This window comes from Paenibacillus pedocola, assembly GCF_031599675.1.
GTDB classification, from domain to species: Bacteria; Bacillota; Bacilli; order Paenibacillales; family Paenibacillaceae; genus Paenibacillus_AQ; species Paenibacillus_AQ pedocola.
The window spans coordinates 662,233-678,906 of record NZ_CP134223.1; the positions used below are offsets into that span (position 1 = coordinate 662,233).

Genomic DNA, 16,674 nt, shown 5'->3' on the forward strand with positions numbered 1-16,674 from the left:
ATACAAGCAATTTCGGAATATTCCGCCAATTTTTTTAGAAAAATCATAATGAAGAATGTTAGGAGTAGATACATATGACGAATATTATCGAAATCGGGCAGCAGGTACCTGATTTTACACTTCCTGCATCAACAGGCGGGGTGATGAGCTTAAGCCAGTTCCGCGGACGCAAGGTGCTGCTTTATTTTTATCCGAAAAATATGACGCCCGCCTGTACCCAGGAGGCCTGTGAATTCCGTGACGCCCATGATGAAATCACCGCCCGGGGAGCCGTAGTGCTGGGAATCAGCCCGGACAGTCTGGCTTCGCATGCCAAGTTCATCAGCAAGAATAGTCTGCCGTTCCCGCTATTGTCCGATGAAGATCATCGGGTAAGCGAAATGTTCGGGGTCTGGCAGCTGAAAAAGCTGTATGGCAGAGAATTTATGGGCATCGTACGTTCCACTTTCCTCATCGATGAGCAGGGTATACTTACGGCGGAATGGAAAAAAGTCCGCGTAAAAGGCCATGTTGAAAAGGCTGTAGAAGAAATCATGAAATAATTAAGTATGATGGTAATGATTTCTAAATGTCTATAACATTTTTAACAGCTTTCCTAAGGCGCTCTCATGATATAGTTGCCTCATATTACTTCAAATTTGGGGAATGGCAAGGGGATGGCATGATGATGCGTATTGGGCTTGATGTCGGATCAACTACGGCCAAATTGGTTGTTATGGAACGGAATACAATTGTTTATCAAGATTATGTTAGACACTATAGCGATATAAAAAAAGCTGCCCTCTCCCTTCTGTCTGATGTCCGGGACAGATTTCCGGATAGGAAGGCAGCATTAACTGTAAGCGGTTCCTCGGGCCTGTCTTTATCGAAGCTTGGCGGAGTCCCCTTCGTTCAGGAGGTTATTGCCTGTACCAAAGCGATCAGTGAGCTGATCCCGCAGTGTGATACGGCAATTGAACTTGGCGGGGAAGACGCCAAGATTATTTATTTGAACGGCGGCATCGAGCAGCGGATGAACACGGCCTGTGCAGGCGGCACAGGAGCATTCATCGATCAGATGGCCTCACTGCTGCAGACCGATCCTGCCGGTCTGAACACCCTTGCAGAGAAGCATGAGCGGATTTATCCCATCGCTTCGCGCTGCGGTGTATTTGCCAAAAGTGATGTGCAGCCGCTGCTTAATGAAGGGGCCCGGCGTGAGGATGTTGCCGCCTCGATCTTTCAGAGCATCGTGAACCAGACCATCAGCGGTCTGGCCTGCGGGCGTCCGATCCGCGGCCGGGTGGCTTTTTTGGGCGGTCCGCTTACCTTCCTGCCTGCGCTGCGGGAACGGTTTGCGGAGACGCTGGGACTTAAGGAAGGCGAGATGCTGTTCCCGGAACGCTCCCAGTATTTTGTAGCGATTGGTTCAGCGCTGTCACAATCGGAGCCGCTCGTGCTTCCGCTGGCGGACTGGATCGCACGGATTGCTGCGGTCGATTTCAAGGCCGACCGTGCTGAGGACGCCGAGCTGCCGCCGCTGTTTGAAACGGCGGCGGATTTGGCCGACTTCCGGCTGCGCCACAGCAAAGCTTCGGTTGCCCGCGCAGAGCTGGCGGACTACAGCGGCCCGTGCTATCTCGGAATTGACGCCGGCTCGACAACAACGAAGCTGGTGATCACAGGTGCAGACGATGAGATTCTGTATACCTCTTATGGAAGCAACAAGGGGAATCCGCTGCAGTCCGTCAGTGATGCCATGAAGGAAATCTACCGGATTCTGCCGGATGACTGCTATATAGCCGGTTCCTATGCGACCGGTTATGGTGAAGGCTTAATTAAAGCTGCGCTGCGCACGGATGGCGGGGAAGTGGAGACGGTAGCCCATTATAAGGCAGCCTCCAAGTTCATGCCCGAGGTCGATTTTATTCTCGATATCGGCGGACAGGATATGAAGTGCATCAAAATCCGCGGAGGTGCGATTGACAGCCTGATGCTTAATGAAGCCTGCTCAGCAGGCTGCGGTTCGTTCCTGGAGAGCTTTGCCTCTGCCCTGGAGCTTGGAATTGAGGAATTCGCCAAGTCCGCGCTGGAATCGAGCAAGCCGGTTAATCTGGGCTCACGCTGTACTGTATTTATGAACTCCAAGGTGAAGCAGGTGCAGAAGGAAGGCGCCTCCCTGGCCGACCTGTCGGCAGGACTCGCCTATTCCGTAATTAAGAATGCACTGCAAAAGGTCATTAAAATCCGCAACCCTGAGGATCTGGGACGTAATATTATTGTTCAAGGCGGAACCTTCTATAATGAAGCCGTTCTGCGGGCATTTGAGCAGCTGACCGGCAGAACGGTGGTAAGACCCGATATTGCCGGGGTTATGGGAGCGTACGGCTGTGCGCTGATTGCCAAGGAGAATGCCGGAGCCAGCGGATTCAGCACACTGCTTGGTCCGGATGAGCTGGATGCATTCACCTACGAGGTTTCCCCGGGCCGCTGCGGCCTGTGCGCCAACAACTGTGCACTGACAATCAGCCGTTTCCCCGACAAGAGCTTCCACGTCACCGGAAACCGCTGTGAGCGGGGGGCGGGCGGCAAGAAGAAGAAGAATACACTGCCCAATCTGATGCAGTATAAATATGAGCGCTTTTTTGATTATGAAGGGCTGCCGGAGGAGCAGGCAGAGCGGGGAACCGTCGGGATTCCGCGGACAATGAACATGTTCGAGAATTATCCGTTCTGGCATACCTTCTTTACAACTTTGCGCTACCGGACTGTGCTGTCCCCCAAATCCAGCAAAAAGCTGTACGAGAGCGGCATGGACACCATTCCTTCTGAATCGATTTGCTATCCGGCGAAAATGGCCCACGGGCATGTGCAGAGTCTGGTCGGTAAAGGCGTTGATTTTATCTTTTACCCGGCGATTGTGTACGAAAAGAAAGAGGATGACGCGGCGACGAATCATTTTAACTGCCCGGTGGTCGCTTCCTATCCCGAGGTTATCCGCAACAATATGGACAGCCTGAAGGAGGGGAGAGTTCCGCTCGTCAGCCCGTTCCTGACCTTTGACGATATTGCTGCCCTGACCAAAGGGCTGATCAAGACGTTCACAGACATTCCGAAGGAAGAAATATTCGCAGCAGTACAGGCGGGGCTGGCCGAAGCAGAGCATGCCAAAAAGGATGTGCGTACGAAAGGCGAGGAAACGCTGGATTTCCTGAGCACAACCGGGACGAAAGGGATTCTGCTCTGCGGTCATCCCTATCACGCCGATCCGGAGATCAACCACGGGATTGCCGATATGATCACCGGGATGGGGCTCGCTGTACTGACCGAGGATTCGGTCTGCCATCTGGACCGCAGTGAAGGCGATGTCGCAGTGGTCAACCAATGGACCTACCATGCCCGGATGTACCGTGCCGCGCGCCTGGCGGCTTCCAGGAACGATCTGGAGCTGGTTCAGCTGACCTCCTTCGGCTGCGGCATCGATGCTATTACCTGTGATGCAGTCCAGGAGATTATGGAGCGGCACAACAAAGTGTACACCTTGATTAAAATCGATGAGATCAGCAATCTCGGTGCAGCCCGTATCCGCCTGCGCTCGCTTCAGGCAGCCATGCGTGAGCGGGAGAGAAGTGATGTGCAGCCGCAGCTGCTGTATAAAACCCAGGCCAATGTTCCGTTTACCAAGGAAATGAAGGAGACCTATACGATTCTGGCGCCGCAGATGTCGCCGGTCCACTTCGAACTTTTCGAACGCGTCTTCCGTGATGCCGGATACCGTCTTAAGGTGCTGGAAACCACAGGGCCGCAGGAGACGGAGGAAGGCCTCAGATTTGTTAACAATGATGCCTGCTATCCAGCCATAGTCACCATCGGGCAGATCCTGTCGGCGCTTAAGAGCGGAGATTACGATCCGAACCGGACCGCAGTCATTATGTCACAGACGGGCGGCGGATGCCGGGCTACCAACTATATTTCGCTGCTGCGAAAGGCGCTCAAAGACTCTGATTTGGGGCAAATCCCGGTAATCTCCCTGAATGCCTCGGGCATGGAGAATCAGCCTGGCTTCCGCATCAGCCTGAAGCTGGCCAACCGGCTGGTCGCAGCGGCCTGCTACGGAGATCTGATGATGCGGCTACTGCACCGGTTCAGACCCTACGAGCGGATACCGGGAAGCGCGGAACTGCTGTACCGTAAAGGGATGGAGCGCTGCAAGAGCAGCCTGTCGAACTTCTCGTTCCGTGAGTACAAACGGGTGATCCGGGGGATTGTTGCCGAGTTCAGCCGTCTGCCGGTCCACTCTGCCTTGAAACCGAAAGTCGGTATCGTCGGCGAAATTCTGATCAAGTTCCATCCGGACGCCAACAACCGGATCATTGAGATGATCGAAGCGGAGGGCGGCGAAGCGGTGATGCCGGATTTCCTGGACTTTATCTTCTATTGCATCTATAACCCGATCTACAAGGCGGAGCAATTCGGCAAGAGCAAGAGGCTGGGATACATCAATCCGATGCTGATCTCTTATCTGGAAATTTACCGCAAGCCGGTCAAGGTAGCGCTGGAGGAAGCGGGCCTGGCTAAGAGCAGAGAAAACATTTACGGTCTGGCTGAGAAGGCAAGCCGCCTTGTCTCCGTGGGTAATCAGATGGGCGAAGGCTGGTTCCTGACAGCGGAAATGATGGATCTGCTGGACAATGGTGTGAATAATATTGTCTGTATTCAGCCGTTCGCCTGCCTGCCGAACCATATCACAGGGCGCGGCATGATTAAAGGGCTTAAGGAGCTGTATCCCGGAGCCAACATTGCTGCCATTGACTACGATGCGGGGGTCAGCGTGGTGAATCAGGCAAACCGGATTAAGCTGATGATGTCCATTGCCAGCGAACTGGTTAGCGGAACGCATGCTAAACCGCCGGCAGCCAGCCTGGTACAGCCGGCGTTGCTGGGGACCTTCGGAAGCGGAGTATAGTCTTGGGGGCATATATATAAGCAAGCGGACCGGGGGTTCTTCCCGGTCCGCTTTTTTTGTTGCTATGTACTGCGGGTAGAGGATTTTTGCAGCTTAAGTTTTACATGCATCGCTTTGTTCAGATGGAGGAAGTTATGCCGGGTAGCCGGCATCAGCACCAGGCCGGCCAGGGTTTTGCCGCCCCAGTAATCAAGCAGCCATTGCTCAGAAGCTTTTACAGCTCCTTGGGCGCTGATTTGGCGGATCCGCTCAGGACTTACCTTGTCCTTCAATTGAGCCGGACATAATGCGGGAATGATGGAACGGGTCCGCTCTGCAACCGCCTGCCGGTAATCTGATAACGCATCTATGGAGATGGATGAGCTCAGCTCGGCAATTTCTCCCTCGTCCATCCCGTTGCCGGTATGGATGAAGCGGGTTTGCAATTTACCTGCATAATCCTCACTGTGAAGGAGTTGCTCCTGCCCTGAGATTAGGACGTTCATCGTGAGGTCTTCGATCCGTGCACAATGCCAAAGATGCCAGGCGATGGAGTTTTGACTTACGGATGTCCGGACCGGATAAGCACGGAAAGTCTGCTCCAGTAAACCGCTGAGAATGGCATCCTCATAGGTTGGCTGCACGGAAGGTTCCCGGCCGGAGGCATACAGCCATCTGTGCTGTTCCAGGAACAGTGCTATGGCGTTAGGATACTCTTCAGGCCTGGATAGTATTCCAGTCAATATTTTGTGATTGGCATTCCAATGTTTTCGCTGCTCAAGATTCATCAGAAGTTCCCCGCTTTCCTCTCCATGATTCTTCCAGCTTAATTATAAATAAAATCCAAATCTGAACGTATTTTAGAAGTGTCAATTTTACGGCAGGAGTCCACACTAAGCAGAGAAAGATCGTTCTTTCATACAACTTTTAATAAAAGAAAGCCGGAAGATTGTGTTTCAGAAATTTTCAGTAAGCTATTGACGAGGAAATATGTAAATAGTAAAATAGTTCGCATGCGAAGTATTTTACTATTTACGTGAAAGGGGCGATGAATGTGGAGGAAAAGGAAAAACAGCTCGATGATATTCTCTCTTCTTTCCGTTGTATCACCCATAATTTCCAGCAGCTTTTGTGGAAAGACGCAGAAGAGCTGAATATTACATCGACCCAGCTGATGGTGCTGCGCAAACTGGCGATGCACCCCGATATTGGCATCACTGAGCTTGCCGATCTGCTTCATTTGGGGAACAGTGCAGCAAGCGGAGTAGTGGACCGGATGGTAAAGGCCGGGCTGATCACCAGACAACGCTCGCAGAGCGACAGACGTATATTTAATCTGGCAGTAACCGACAAGGGAAAAGAAATAAGGGAGCTTAGCAAGCAATCCCTTAGGAGGCACCTGCAGCCCCTCACTGAAATACCTGCTGAGGATGCCCAAGAGCTGCTGCGGCTGCACGGCGAAATTCTGAAAATTTTAGTGCAAGGGAGAGAGAATAAGAAGCTATGAGTACAATAACTGCAAACGCTGGCGGTGAAGCCAAGGCAATCCGCAGAGGGCCGATTATCGCGGCGCTTCTGATCGGTGCTTTCGTTGCGCTGCTGAATCAGACGCTGATGAATGTGGCACTGCCGAAGATGATGGAGGATTTGAATATTGCCGCCAATACGGCGCAATGGCTGACAACCGGCTTTATGCTGGTGAACGGGGTGCTGATTCCGATCAGTGCCTATCTGGTGGAGAAGTTCACTACCCGCCAGCTGTTTATTACCGCAATGATATTATTTTCTATAGGAACATTAATTTGTGCAGTCGGAACGGGTTTTGAAATGATTATGGTCGGCCGTGTGGTTCAGGCTGTCGGCGCCGGCATTCTGATGCCGCTGATGAACATCGTGTTCCTCCGCATCTTCCCGATCGAAGAACGCGGTAAAGCGATGGGGCTTATGGCTGTAGCCATGATCTTTGCCCCGGCCGTTGGACCGACACTGTCCGGCTGGGTAGTACAGAATTATTCGTGGCGTGTGCTGTTCTACATCGTACTGCCGCTTGCCATTTTCTCCACACTGCTTGGAATGAAGGCGATGCAGAATGTCGGGAAGCTTACTTCTCCCAAGCTGGATAAGCTGGGTATTATGTTATCGACGCTTGGATTTGGCGGACTGCTGTACGGCTTCAGTGATGCAGGAACCGACGGCTGGAAGAGCGCAACCGTAATCTCCTGTCTGATCTTAGGGGTGGTATCGCTGATCCTGTTCGTATGGCGTGAGCTTACAACGGATAAGCCGCTGCTGGAGTTCCGTATTTTCCGTTACAACATGTACTCCCTTACTACAGTAATCAACATCATCGTTACCATGGCTATGTACGCCGGTATGATTCTGCTGCCGATTTATCTGCAGACCATCCGCGGCTTTACACCGATGGAATCTGGTCTGATGCTGCTGCCCGGAGCCATTCTGATGGGGATTATGTCTCCGATCACAGGGATTATTTTTGATAAAATCGGTGCGAGATGGCTGGCCGTTATCGGTCTGCTGATTACCACCATTACGACCTGGGAATTCAGTCAGATTTCCGACTCCACCACTTACACACATTTGATTCTGACTTATACGGCCCGGATGTTCGGAATGTCCATGCTGATGATGCCGATTGTAACAGCTGGACTTAACCAGCTGCCGCAGCGCCTCAGCTCGCATGGAACTGCAATGTCGAATACACTGCGTACCGTAGGCGGAGCGCTGGGGATGGCACTCTTTGTCAGCCTAATGACCAACCGTACGAAGAGCAACATCACGGAAGCCCTGACAAGCGGGGCGGTATCGCAGAGTGACAAGGCAGCAATGCTCAAGCTTACACAGGAAGCAACCATCAACGGGATCACACATGCGTTTACAGTGGCTACATGGGTGACGGTTGTGGCTCTGGTCCTGGCTCTGTTCATCAAGAAAACATCGCCGCAGGCCGACTTCCTGAAGTCAGAGGAAGCAGAACCGGCAGCGCAAGATATGGTGAAATCCCAGCAAGCACAGGCTGTAAAATAAATATACGAAAACGGGACTTTCCGGCGGCCTTGGGGCTGCGGGAAAGTCCCGTTTTTTTATTATCATTTGATGGAGCTTAGGCATTACCACCGGCGCTGCCCTGGTATTTAGCGGCGACCCCTGCCGCAATCTCACCCAGCTTAAGCCGGATATGCTCCGGCTCCAGTACTTCTGCTGCGGTTCCGAACCCCAGCAGGAAACCGTACAGCCAGTTATCCTCCGGGTAGCAGACAGTCACGGTGTATCCCCCGTTCCCATCCGGCTGAAGCTCGCTGTAATCAAAATAGTCTTCCGCAAGATGTCTGCCTTCAGCGGAAAAGTGCAGCACAACGGGGGTCGTGTCCGAGGGGGTTGACCACCCGCTGCTCCAGGGCAGCTCTTTCAAGGGGAGCTCCTGCCGGACATAGCTGCGCTTTTCCTTGATCAGCGACTTCATGCGCAGCAGCTTAAACAGCCGGAAATCCTCGCGCTCTGCACAGAATCCGTATAAGTACCAAGCCCGGCCTTTGAGCACCAGCGTATAGGGCTCTACGGACCGCCGGCTTATTTTACCGTCGGCAGTAACGTATTCGAAGGAAACGGCTGCCGCTTCTTCCAGAGCCTCTTTGAGCAGTGCGAGCCGCTCCTCCAGCGGCTTCTGCAGCCCCCAGGGGGAGAAATCGACGATCAGCTGGGTGGTTTTACTGCGGAAGGCAGCGGTTTGGGAGGGGGGGATAACGCTGCTGATTTTTTCCATAAGCAGGTTATGCTCGCCTCCGCCGTAGGTGGATACACTTTGTAGCGCGGTGAAAATGTCGGCAAGCTCGTGCTCCGTCAGCACATTGCGGTCGAGGCGATAGCCCTCCATCAGCCCAATTCCGCCGCCGGCTCCCTGATAGGTCACGACGGGAATGCCGGCTCCGTTAATGCTGTCAATATCGCGGTAAATGGTGCGTACCGATACCTCAAACATATCGGCGAGCTCCTTAGCCTGGATTAGGGGGCGGTTCATCAGCAGAATGACGATGGAGAGCAGACGGTCTATTTTCACGGGAGGGCACCTTCTTTATCAGTGGATTTCCATAAGGCAATCAACAATCATTCTATAATTTTCGCCGGTGAAAGAAAAGAAAGCATTGCCATAACCTTTAAATTCGATTACTATCTAATTAGATATTTATTTAATTTTGATTGTGAGGGTTATTACAATGGTTAACGGGATTACGGTTCCGGCCGGAAGGCAGCCAAAGGGATATTCAAGGCTGTTCGCTGCCGGACTGATCAATGGAATAGGAGACCGCTTCAGCAGTGTTGCCATGCTGGCGCTGGTCCTGAAGCTGACCGGGTCGGGTATGGCGGTAGGCATTTCACTCGGGGTACGGGTGCTGCCCTATCTTTTTATGGCTCCGCTGGGGGGGATGCTGGCTACCAGGCTGCCGCGCAAAGCCATTATGATTGCGGTAGATTTGCTGCGTATACCTGTCGCATTGTCATTTCTGCTGGTCAATGGGGAAAGCAGGCTGTGGGTGCTTTATGCCGGCAGTTTCTTAATGGCTGCGGGGGAAGCGATATATAGCCCGGTACGCAAATCGTCGATTCCTTTACTGGCCGATGCTTCTGCTCTGCTTAGAATCAACGGCCTGGAACAGCTGATGAACGGCTGTGTGCTCATTCTGGGCGCGTTTATCGGCGGTATCGTCTCGCTTTGGTTCGGTCCGGACATGGCGTTCATTGTGAATGCAGCATCTTTTTTAGTGGCGGCACTGCTGCTATGGGGGCTTCGTTTCCCGCAGTCTGACGGAAGGTCAGCTGTACGGGAAGAAGAGGAAGCGTTCCAGGAATCAGCAGCAGCGGGTCAAGAAACTGCAGGACGCTTCCAGACCCTTAAAGTTGTGGCGGGGGGTAGCCTGGCGCTACAGATTGTGATCGGGTATGAACTGCTGGTACCGGTTATTAACGGCTGGGACAATGTGTTAATTAGTGTATATGCTGTGCAGGAGTTTCATGCCGGGGATGCCGGGGTTGGCGCTTTTTATGCGGCGCTTGGGATTGGACTCAGCCTTAGCTTTTTTGCCGGCCGGCTGCTTCAGAAGCGGCTGCTGACCATAGCGCTCACGGGTCTCCTGCTGGAAGGGCTGTTGCATATGACAATCAGCGCAAGCAGTCATTTCATTCATGTCTTCTTCTTGTATATTTTGCTGTCTCTGGCGGGAGGACTCGGCAATGCCTGTCTAGACACCCTTGTCATGCGGGAGACGCCGGTTCAGCTGCAGCCTGTGATTTTTGGAATGCTGTCGGCGGCGGGCGGGACACTCGTGGGAATATCGATGCTGGGCGCCGGCTGGCTGCTTGAATACGTAGAGCCGCGCATGCTCGGGTTCGCCGGCGGGGCGGGATTCGCAGGAATTGCGCTGGTGCTGGCAGGATACGCTGTAATGAGAAGCAGGCAGAAGAAGGTATAGTCCAAACACTAAAGTCAGGGCGTAAGAAAATAAGCAGCCAAGGCTGCCTTTCCGAAAATCATTCGGGAGGCGCCTGGCTGCTTTTTTCGATATTGCAAAGGTAAGGGCTCAGCGGCCCTTGGAAGTCTCCTTCAGTTTGGCTTTCAGTTCAAGATCCGGTTTGCGCCGGAGCAGACGGATAGCCAGTGTGCGGCGGTAGCGGTAGATGACGATCAGGCCCGCAAGTGCCGCAAGACCGGAGATAATCCAAGGTGCATACAGCTCGAACAGGTGGAAAATGCCCATCCATTGCGGTCCGAATATTTTACCGATGCCCAGAAACAGCAGCACCCAGAGCAGGGCTCCGCCGTAGGCGTACATTGCAAACTTGCGGAAGGGCAAAGCGGTAATGCCGGCAAAATAACCGGTAAAGTGGCGGACCCCAGGAATAAAATAGCCGATGGAAATCAGAAGACTCCCGTACCGCTCGAACCAGCGCTGCGTCTTCTCCAGCTTGGCCGGAGAGAATAGAAACCATTTGCCGTAGCGCTGAATGAAGGGAAGCCCCGCTTTTAGGCCGATAAGATAGGTTATGGTCATTCCGGCAGTAGTGCCTGCAAAAGCGACAGCAACCAGCGCCGGGAAATCCAACCTCCCAGTGTAAGAAAGGAAGCCTGCAAAGGCCATTGTTGTCTCCCCTGGAAAAGGCAAGGCTACAAACTCCAGCAAAAGTCCAAAGAACAGCACATTATAGCCGTAATTGGCGAATAACTCCTGAATCCATTTCAGCATTTCCATAACCAAGTCACTCTCCAAGGGCAGCATGCCTAATTCTATTTTGAAGCTTGTCTTCATACAATCTACCAATAAGTTTGAAGCGCCAATAGAATGCTGGAGGTAGAGAAGATGAAGGGTAGCAAAAGAACACTGATCCGCCGGATGATCATCCGCGGGTTGCTTACTATGGCAATAATAGTAGGTGTAATAACTGTACTCTCTAAGAATAATCTTCCGGCTGCCGCGACGCAAGATTTGCCCGAACCGGCTGTGAGTCCGGCTAAGGTATCCCCGGTCCCTGTCCAAGCTGTGACGCCGCCTTTCGTCCCGATAAGCCGCAGTACACCAGGGAATAATGCAGCCAAAGTATCCGCTGTAACCGGGAAACCTGCGGCAGCTATTGTGCCCTTGGTGCAGAAGAAGGAGCAGCAGAAAGAGCAGAAAGAGCAGAAGAAGTCGCAAAAGACGGTCTACCTTACTTTTGATGACGGCCCCAGTAATGTGACGCCTGTAGTGCTGGAAACCCTGCGCAAGCAGGGGGTGAAGGCAACCTTTTTTGTGCTGGGAGAACAGGCCAGAAGCCGCCCCGAGCTGATCAATGCCATCTGGGAGCAGGGGCATGCCATCGGTAATCATACCTATAATCATAATTACCATGATTTATATAGCGGATTCACGGAATTCTGGAATCAGATCAAGCAGACAGAAGAAGTGGTGCGGGACATAACAGGTCTCCGGCCGCAGCTTGTCCGTGCACCGGGGGGAACCTACGGCCATTTTGATGCGACCTACTTTGAATTGCTGAAGGAAGCAGGATATACCGTCACGGATTGGACCGTGGACAGCGGGGACTCCAAGCGCAAAGGAGTGCCTGCAGCGGAGATCCTGCGTCAATCGGTGGCCTCGATGAAGGCTTCCAGCATTATTCTGCTGCTCCATGACGGGGCAGGCCATTCGGAAAGCGCGAAGGCGCTGCCGGAGATTATCGCAAAATACAAGGCTGCCGGATATACGTTTGGTGTACTGGATGCAGGGCAGGAACCGGTGCAGTTCAGAGTGTCCGCTGAGGCTGCAGCGTCGGATCGCACTAAACCGTCCAAGGCCTGGATTGCCTCCAATATTCTGCCGAATGCCGGACTGTTTGCACCGGGCAAGCCGCTGGCTCTGGAAGTGGGGATGCTGGAAGCGAAGCTTGAGCCGGGAGAATTCCGGATCATTGGAGGGCAATATATGGTTCCGCTCCGGGCTGTTATTGAAAGGCTTGGCGGACAGGTGAGCTGGAATGCAGCCAGCCGCAGCGGCAGTATCATCTGGAACGGACATCATGTCAGCGCTGATGCGGTCAAGAAACGACTGACGCTGACTTCGGAGGATGGCACCACCGTGTACAGACAATCCAATGTAGAAATGATTGGCGCTTCCTTGTGGCTACCTTTGCGCGAGTTGCTTGAGGCAACGGGACATCCTCTGCTGGAGGCCCGGGTGACGGGGGGAGAACGCCGGGTCATAGCGAGCTGATCGCAGGAATCCATAGTACTGAAGGGGATATGCGGGGTTTGGGTACCCTTTTTCGTGGGAAGAATAGACAATAGTAGGCTTCTTAGTACTGTTTCCATCGATTTCTGGAGACATACTGCGGAGCTAGTCTATGACCGCAAAGGAAGGTTATCCCATTGTCCTATTCATCACTAATAGAGCAGACACAAAATAAGCAGCAGGACCAGTTATCCGCCGCTGCAGGAAGGATTCTTCCGCACAGCCGCAGTATGGCGTGGCAGTGGCTGCGTATGCTTGCTATCACTGCAGTGCTTGCCGCGTTATATGCCTGGCGGGGCGGAGCCTCCCTGCTGTTCCTCCTGACAGCCAGCGGACTTTTGATGTTAGGAGGCTTCCTGCTGCAGGCTTGCGGGCCGCGCAGCGTAAAGATCGTCCGCAGCATGTCTCCTGCCCGCCCGGTGGCCGGGGATAATGTGAACGTTGAGGTGCAGGTCAGCTTCACCACCTGGCTCCCGATCCCGTGGATGATCATCACTGATTATTGGAGCGGCGGCTGGCATCAGGAATTGCTGTTTCCGGGCTTTCGGCGCTCCTTCCATTATGTCTATAAGCTTCATGAGATGCCGCGCGGCATCCATCAGCTTCACGGCTGCAGAATGAGCTGGGGGGATCTGCCCGGACTGTTCACAGGCGGGTGCTGCCCCGAAGGGAACGCAGGCTTCAAAGTCCTTCCAAGGCCGCTCTATATCGGCGGAACTTTGCCGGAGAGCATCCTCATGCCCGGAGATGTGCTGTCGCTGAAGCGGGGCCGGAACAGCGGTGAAGCAGCGGATATCCGTGATTATGCACCGGGTGATCCGCTCAGCCGGATCCACTGGAAGAACAGCGCCCGTAAGGGCTCGCTGCAGAGCCGGGTGCCGGAGCGGGAAGAAGGGCGCATGACCTGCATTGTGCTGGCCAACAGCCCCGAGAACTACGAGGTTCCTTATAGCGCCCTCATCCCGCGCAGCCAGCGGAGTACGGCAGCCCCTGCCTTCGAACGGGCTGTATCCACAGCAATGGGGCTGATGCTGTCGGCGGAGCGCAGCGGAGCCTATGTCCAGCTGTTCAGCGGCGGCTGGCCGGAAGGGCTTGCCAGACATGAGGGGCTTGGGAAGCTTCCCGGCAGAGTGCAGGATATGCTGACCGAAATTACGCCTAGCGGCACGCGCAGCCTCAGCCGGCTGCTGGAGGATGCATCGAAGGGCTGGATTCCCGGCATGACAGTGGCCGTCATTACCGGACGGCTGGAGGAAGAGGCAGCCCGGACGCTTGCCCGGTTCCTTGTACAAGGGGTGAGAGTAGAGCTGTATTATGTGTGGGACCAGCCAGCTCCCGCTGCGGCGGACATGTTGCGGAATCCGGCCGTTCTCAATGATCCGGCAGTGGAATATAAGCATCATACTGCAGGAACGATAGGGAGCAGCCTGGCCCGGCTCGGAGCCAAGATGTACTGCCTGCATCCGGTTCCGCCAGACGGGCATAAGGAGGCGGAGCTTCATGAATTTCCGGGGAGACCGACTCTGGGGTAGGCCGCCAACGGATGCCGCGGCAATGACGGTCGCTTCATCTGGGAGACGCAAGCGAAACGGGCAGAGTGTACAGGTAATGCCCGGGCCTGCACAGCAGCCTGTTCTAGAACAAACGGAGAACAGTCAGACGGGAAACGGAGGCAGCATTCCTCTGTCTTACCGTTTGTTGTTCTCTTTGGCTATTCTGGGAATGTTTGTGGAGTGGCTGATGCCTTTGCACCGGTCGGTGAAAACGGCGGACACGGCAGAGCTGCTGGAGATTCTGATGCTTGCGGCAGGGGCGCTGCTCCTGTGGGGCAGCTTCCGGGTTCCCGGTGTACTGCAATTTTCAGTCCAGTCTGTGGTGATCATCTTGACCTGGTACTGGGCATGTGCCAGAAATGAGGGTCCCGGATGGCTAACAGCTTACGCGGCGGGAATTCCGGAGGAGACGGTTTTATTCTTCACGGGTCAGGTGTCGGAGCTAAGCGAGGACAGCAGGCTGCTTATTCTGGTACTGGGCTGGGGCCTGCTGGTTGCTTCCGTGCAGCAGCTGGCGCTATACAGGGGAAGTACGTCCCTGTTCACGATAGTAACTGTAGGTTATCTGCTTGTACTGGATATGGCCTTCAGCTTGAATACCACAAGCAATGTGCTGGTCACGGCAGGGCTGATCCTCTGGATGCGGGGACTCAGCGGACTGCTGCGACTTAAGGAACGGACGGAGAAACGCGAGCTTCCTTACGTCCGCTGGGGAGGCTGTGCCCTGATCACTGCCACCCTGCTGACAGCAGCAGCCTGGACAGGGGGACAGCTGTATGGCCCGCGTCCGGCTGAACCCGTTACACTGCAGAAGGTGATGACACAATTGCAGCAATGGGGTGAAAGCCGGGTCTTAAATCAGACGAAGGAACTGCAGCCTTCAGCGGGAGCTACAGGATACGGCACAGGGGAGGGGGAGCTTGGAGCACCACTGTCTTCCAGCAAAACGCCTGTATTTACGGCCATTACCAGCCGCCCGGTCTACTGGCGGGGAGAGAGCCTTGCCTATTATGACGGCCGCCGCTGGATAAGGGAAGGCACATTGTATGCACCGCTTAATATAAGAGAGCTTCCTTCCCGGGAGCTGTCAGCATCCGGATTCGGAGACACAGCGATGCTGGTCCAGCGGATTGAGTTTGACGCGCCCTCTTCCGGTGGTCTCCCGCTGTTCAGTGCCGGAACGGTAGCGGACGTGGAGCGGGTAGAGCTGAAGGACGGGAGCGGGCTGGGTTATGTGCTGGCTAACCGGGAGAGGGACCGCTTCCGTCTGCCGAAAGTTTCCGGCTCTGCCCGAATTACAGGGTACACCGTGAAGTCACTGCTGCCCGAGAGTGATCCGGCAGTACTGCGCAAGCTGGACACAGCGGACCCTCAGGCTGTAACGAATTCATATTTGCAGCTGCCGGCAGAGCTGCCCGGACGGATTGCCGCACTCTCCAGACAGCTAACTGCCTCTGCGGATAACCGCTATGATGCGGTCACTGCCGTACAGGGGTATTTGCAGAACGGCTACACCTACACGCTGGAGACCCGGATTCCGCCGGCCGCTGCGGATTTCGTGGATGACTTCCTGTTCACCACGAAGCAGGGCTATTGTGTCCATTTCGCATCGGCGATGACAGTACTGCTGCGCAGCAGCGGTATCCCGGCCCGGTATGTCCAGGGCTACGGGCCGGGGACGCTTGAGGCCGGCGGCAGCGGGCAGCCGCGCTATAATGTCACCCAGGCTGATGCCCATGCCTGGGTGGAGGTGTATTTCCCCGGCGCGGGCTGGGTACCCTTCGATCCTACGCCGGGGACTGCTTTTGCCGCCCGGGAACCGGCGGCACTCCCCGCTGCGGCGCCTGCCGCCGCGCCGCAGGAGACGTCCGCTGCGCTGCGCGCGGACGCCCTGCCCGCCCTGCCGCCGGCGGGCGGGAACCCGGCGCCGCCCGCTGCGGCGGCGCTGGTGCTCGCCGCCGCCTGGCGCTGGCGGCGGAGCCTGGCCCTGCTGCCGGCGGCACGGCACGCCGGCAGGGCCAGCCGCGAGCGGCAGCTGCGCGCCGCCGCGCTGGCCTGGGGCGGCCTTGCGGCGCGGTACGGCCCGCCGCCGCAAGGCCTGACAGCCAGGGAGTACGCAGCCTCCCTGGCGATCGAGGACGCGCGGCTGCGCGCCGCGGTCCGGCAGTTCGTACGCCAGTGGGAATCGCTGGCGTACAGTCCGGACGGGGCGGAGCCTCCCGGCCCGGCAGGGCTGCAGGACGGCGTAGAAGCCGCCGCCTTTATCGGCCACTGCCTGACCATTACCTTCCGTCTGGCCTAAGCGGAAACGGGCAGCTTTTCCAAAAGAGCCGCCCGGCTTTTTTCCCTCCGGCTCCGATCCTTGCACTGCCGGACTTTATGGGCAAAAAGCTTATGGATTACGTGTCCCCCTTTCCTT

Annotated in this window: 11 protein-coding genes; 8 read left to right on the forward strand and 3 right to left on the reverse strand. The window is 55.1% G+C overall.

Annotation, left to right across the window (positions count from 1 at the left end; genetic code table 11):
- The first annotated feature begins 74 nt into the window (after nt 1–74).
- Complete coding sequence (gene bcp, locus QU597_RS02945; RefSeq protein WP_310831294.1) at nt 75–542, forward strand: thioredoxin-dependent thiol peroxidase; 468 nt, start codon at nt 75–77, stop codon at nt 540–542.
- A 119-nt stretch (nt 543–661) separates the two neighbouring features.
- Nucleotides 662–4,945, forward strand: a complete 4,284-nt coding sequence (locus QU597_RS02950; RefSeq protein WP_310831295.1) for an acyl-CoA dehydratase activase-related protein — start codon at nt 662–664, stop codon at nt 4,943–4,945.
- A 62-nt stretch (nt 4,946–5,007) separates the two neighbouring features.
- On the opposite strand, the gene QU597_RS02955 is transcribed toward QU597_RS02950, so the two are convergent.
- On the reverse strand, nt 5,008–5,712 hold the full coding sequence (locus QU597_RS02955) for a DinB family protein (protein WP_310831296.1): 705 nt from the start codon (nt 5,710–5,712) through the stop codon (nt 5,008–5,010).
- A 266-nt stretch (nt 5,713–5,978) separates the two neighbouring features.
- Here QU597_RS02955 and QU597_RS02960 point away from each other — a divergent pair, with 266 nt between their 5' ends.
- Nucleotides 5,979–6,431 carry a MarR family winged helix-turn-helix transcriptional regulator gene (locus QU597_RS02960; RefSeq protein ID WP_310831297.1) on the forward strand — a complete coding sequence of 151 codons (453 nt, stop codon included), beginning with the start codon at nt 5,979–5,981 and terminating at the stop codon, nt 6,429–6,431.
- A complete protein-coding gene (locus QU597_RS02965) occupies nt 6,428–7,969 on the forward strand; it encodes a DHA2 family efflux MFS transporter permease subunit (RefSeq protein WP_310831298.1) in 1,542 nt (513 codons plus the stop codon). The genes QU597_RS02960 and QU597_RS02965 overlap by 4 nt, the downstream gene beginning before the upstream one ends.
- 76 nt (nt 7,970–8,045) lie before the next feature.
- Here the strand turns inward: QU597_RS02965 and QU597_RS02970 are convergent, their stop codons facing one another.
- The gene (locus QU597_RS02970) at nt 8,046–8,999 is read right to left on the reverse strand and encodes a helix-turn-helix transcriptional regulator (protein WP_310831299.1); all 954 of its coding nucleotides are present in this window, start codon (nt 8,997–8,999) and stop codon (nt 8,046–8,048) included.
- 157 nt (nt 9,000–9,156) lie between these two features.
- Between QU597_RS02970 and QU597_RS02975 the strand changes: the two genes are divergently transcribed.
- Nucleotides 9,157–10,410, forward strand: coding sequence for an MFS transporter (locus tag QU597_RS02975; protein WP_310831300.1), 1,254 nt, complete (start codon nt 9,157–9,159; stop codon nt 10,408–10,410).
- A gap of 108 nt (nt 10,411–10,518) precedes the next feature.
- On the opposite strand, the gene QU597_RS02980 is transcribed toward QU597_RS02975, so the two are convergent.
- A complete protein-coding gene (locus QU597_RS02980) occupies nt 10,519–11,187 on the reverse strand; it encodes a DedA family protein (RefSeq protein ID WP_310831301.1) in 669 nt (222 codons plus the stop codon).
- Nucleotides 11,188–11,295: 108 nt separating this feature from the next.
- Here QU597_RS02980 and QU597_RS02985 point away from each other — a divergent pair, with 108 nt between their 5' ends.
- The 3 genes from QU597_RS02985 to QU597_RS02995 all read left to right on the forward strand — a co-directional run bounded on the left by QU597_RS02985 (nt 11,296) and on the right by QU597_RS02995 (nt 16,557).
- Nucleotides 11,296–12,684 carry a polysaccharide deacetylase family protein gene (locus QU597_RS02985; RefSeq protein WP_310831302.1) on the forward strand — a complete coding sequence of 463 codons (1,389 nt, stop codon included), beginning with the start codon at nt 11,296–11,298 and terminating at the stop codon, nt 12,682–12,684.
- A 155-nt stretch (nt 12,685–12,839) separates the two neighbouring features.
- Nucleotides 12,840–14,234: a DUF58 domain-containing protein gene (locus QU597_RS02990; RefSeq protein ID WP_310831303.1), complete on the forward strand. Its 1,395-nt coding sequence runs from the start codon at nt 12,840–12,842 to the stop codon at nt 14,232–14,234.
- Nucleotides 14,203–16,557 carry a DUF4129 domain-containing transglutaminase family protein gene (locus tag QU597_RS02995; protein ID WP_310831304.1) on the forward strand — a complete coding sequence of 785 codons (2,355 nt, stop codon included), beginning with the start codon at nt 14,203–14,205 and terminating at the stop codon, nt 16,555–16,557. The genes QU597_RS02990 and QU597_RS02995 overlap by 32 nt, the downstream gene beginning before the upstream one ends.
- Nucleotides 16,558–16,674: the final 117 nt, after the last annotated feature.

Coding starts and splice junctions, on each gene's coding strand:
- QU597_RS02985 (WP_310831302.1), top strand. CDS start 11,296: ATGAAGGGTAGCAAAAGAACACTGATCCGCCGGATGATCATCCGCGGG.
- QU597_RS02995 (WP_310831304.1), top strand. CDS start 14,203: ATGAATTTCCGGGGAGACCGACTCTGGGGTAGGCCGCCAACGGATGCC.
- QU597_RS02955 (WP_310831296.1), bottom strand. CDS start 5,712: ATGAATCTTGAGCAGCGAAAACATTGGAATGCCAATCACAAAATATTG.
- QU597_RS02975 (WP_310831300.1), top strand. CDS start 9,157: ATGGTTAACGGGATTACGGTTCCGGCCGGAAGGCAGCCAAAGGGATAT.
- QU597_RS02965 (WP_310831298.1), top strand. CDS start 6,428: ATGAGTACAATAACTGCAAACGCTGGCGGTGAAGCCAAGGCAATCCGC.
- bcp (WP_310831294.1), top strand. CDS start 75: ATGACGAATATTATCGAAATCGGGCAGCAGGTACCTGATTTTACACTT.
- QU597_RS02950 (WP_310831295.1), top strand. CDS start 662: ATGATGATGCGTATTGGGCTTGATGTCGGATCAACTACGGCCAAATTG.
- QU597_RS02980 (WP_310831301.1), bottom strand. CDS start 11,187: ATGGAAATGCTGAAATGGATTCAGGAGTTATTCGCCAATTACGGCTAT.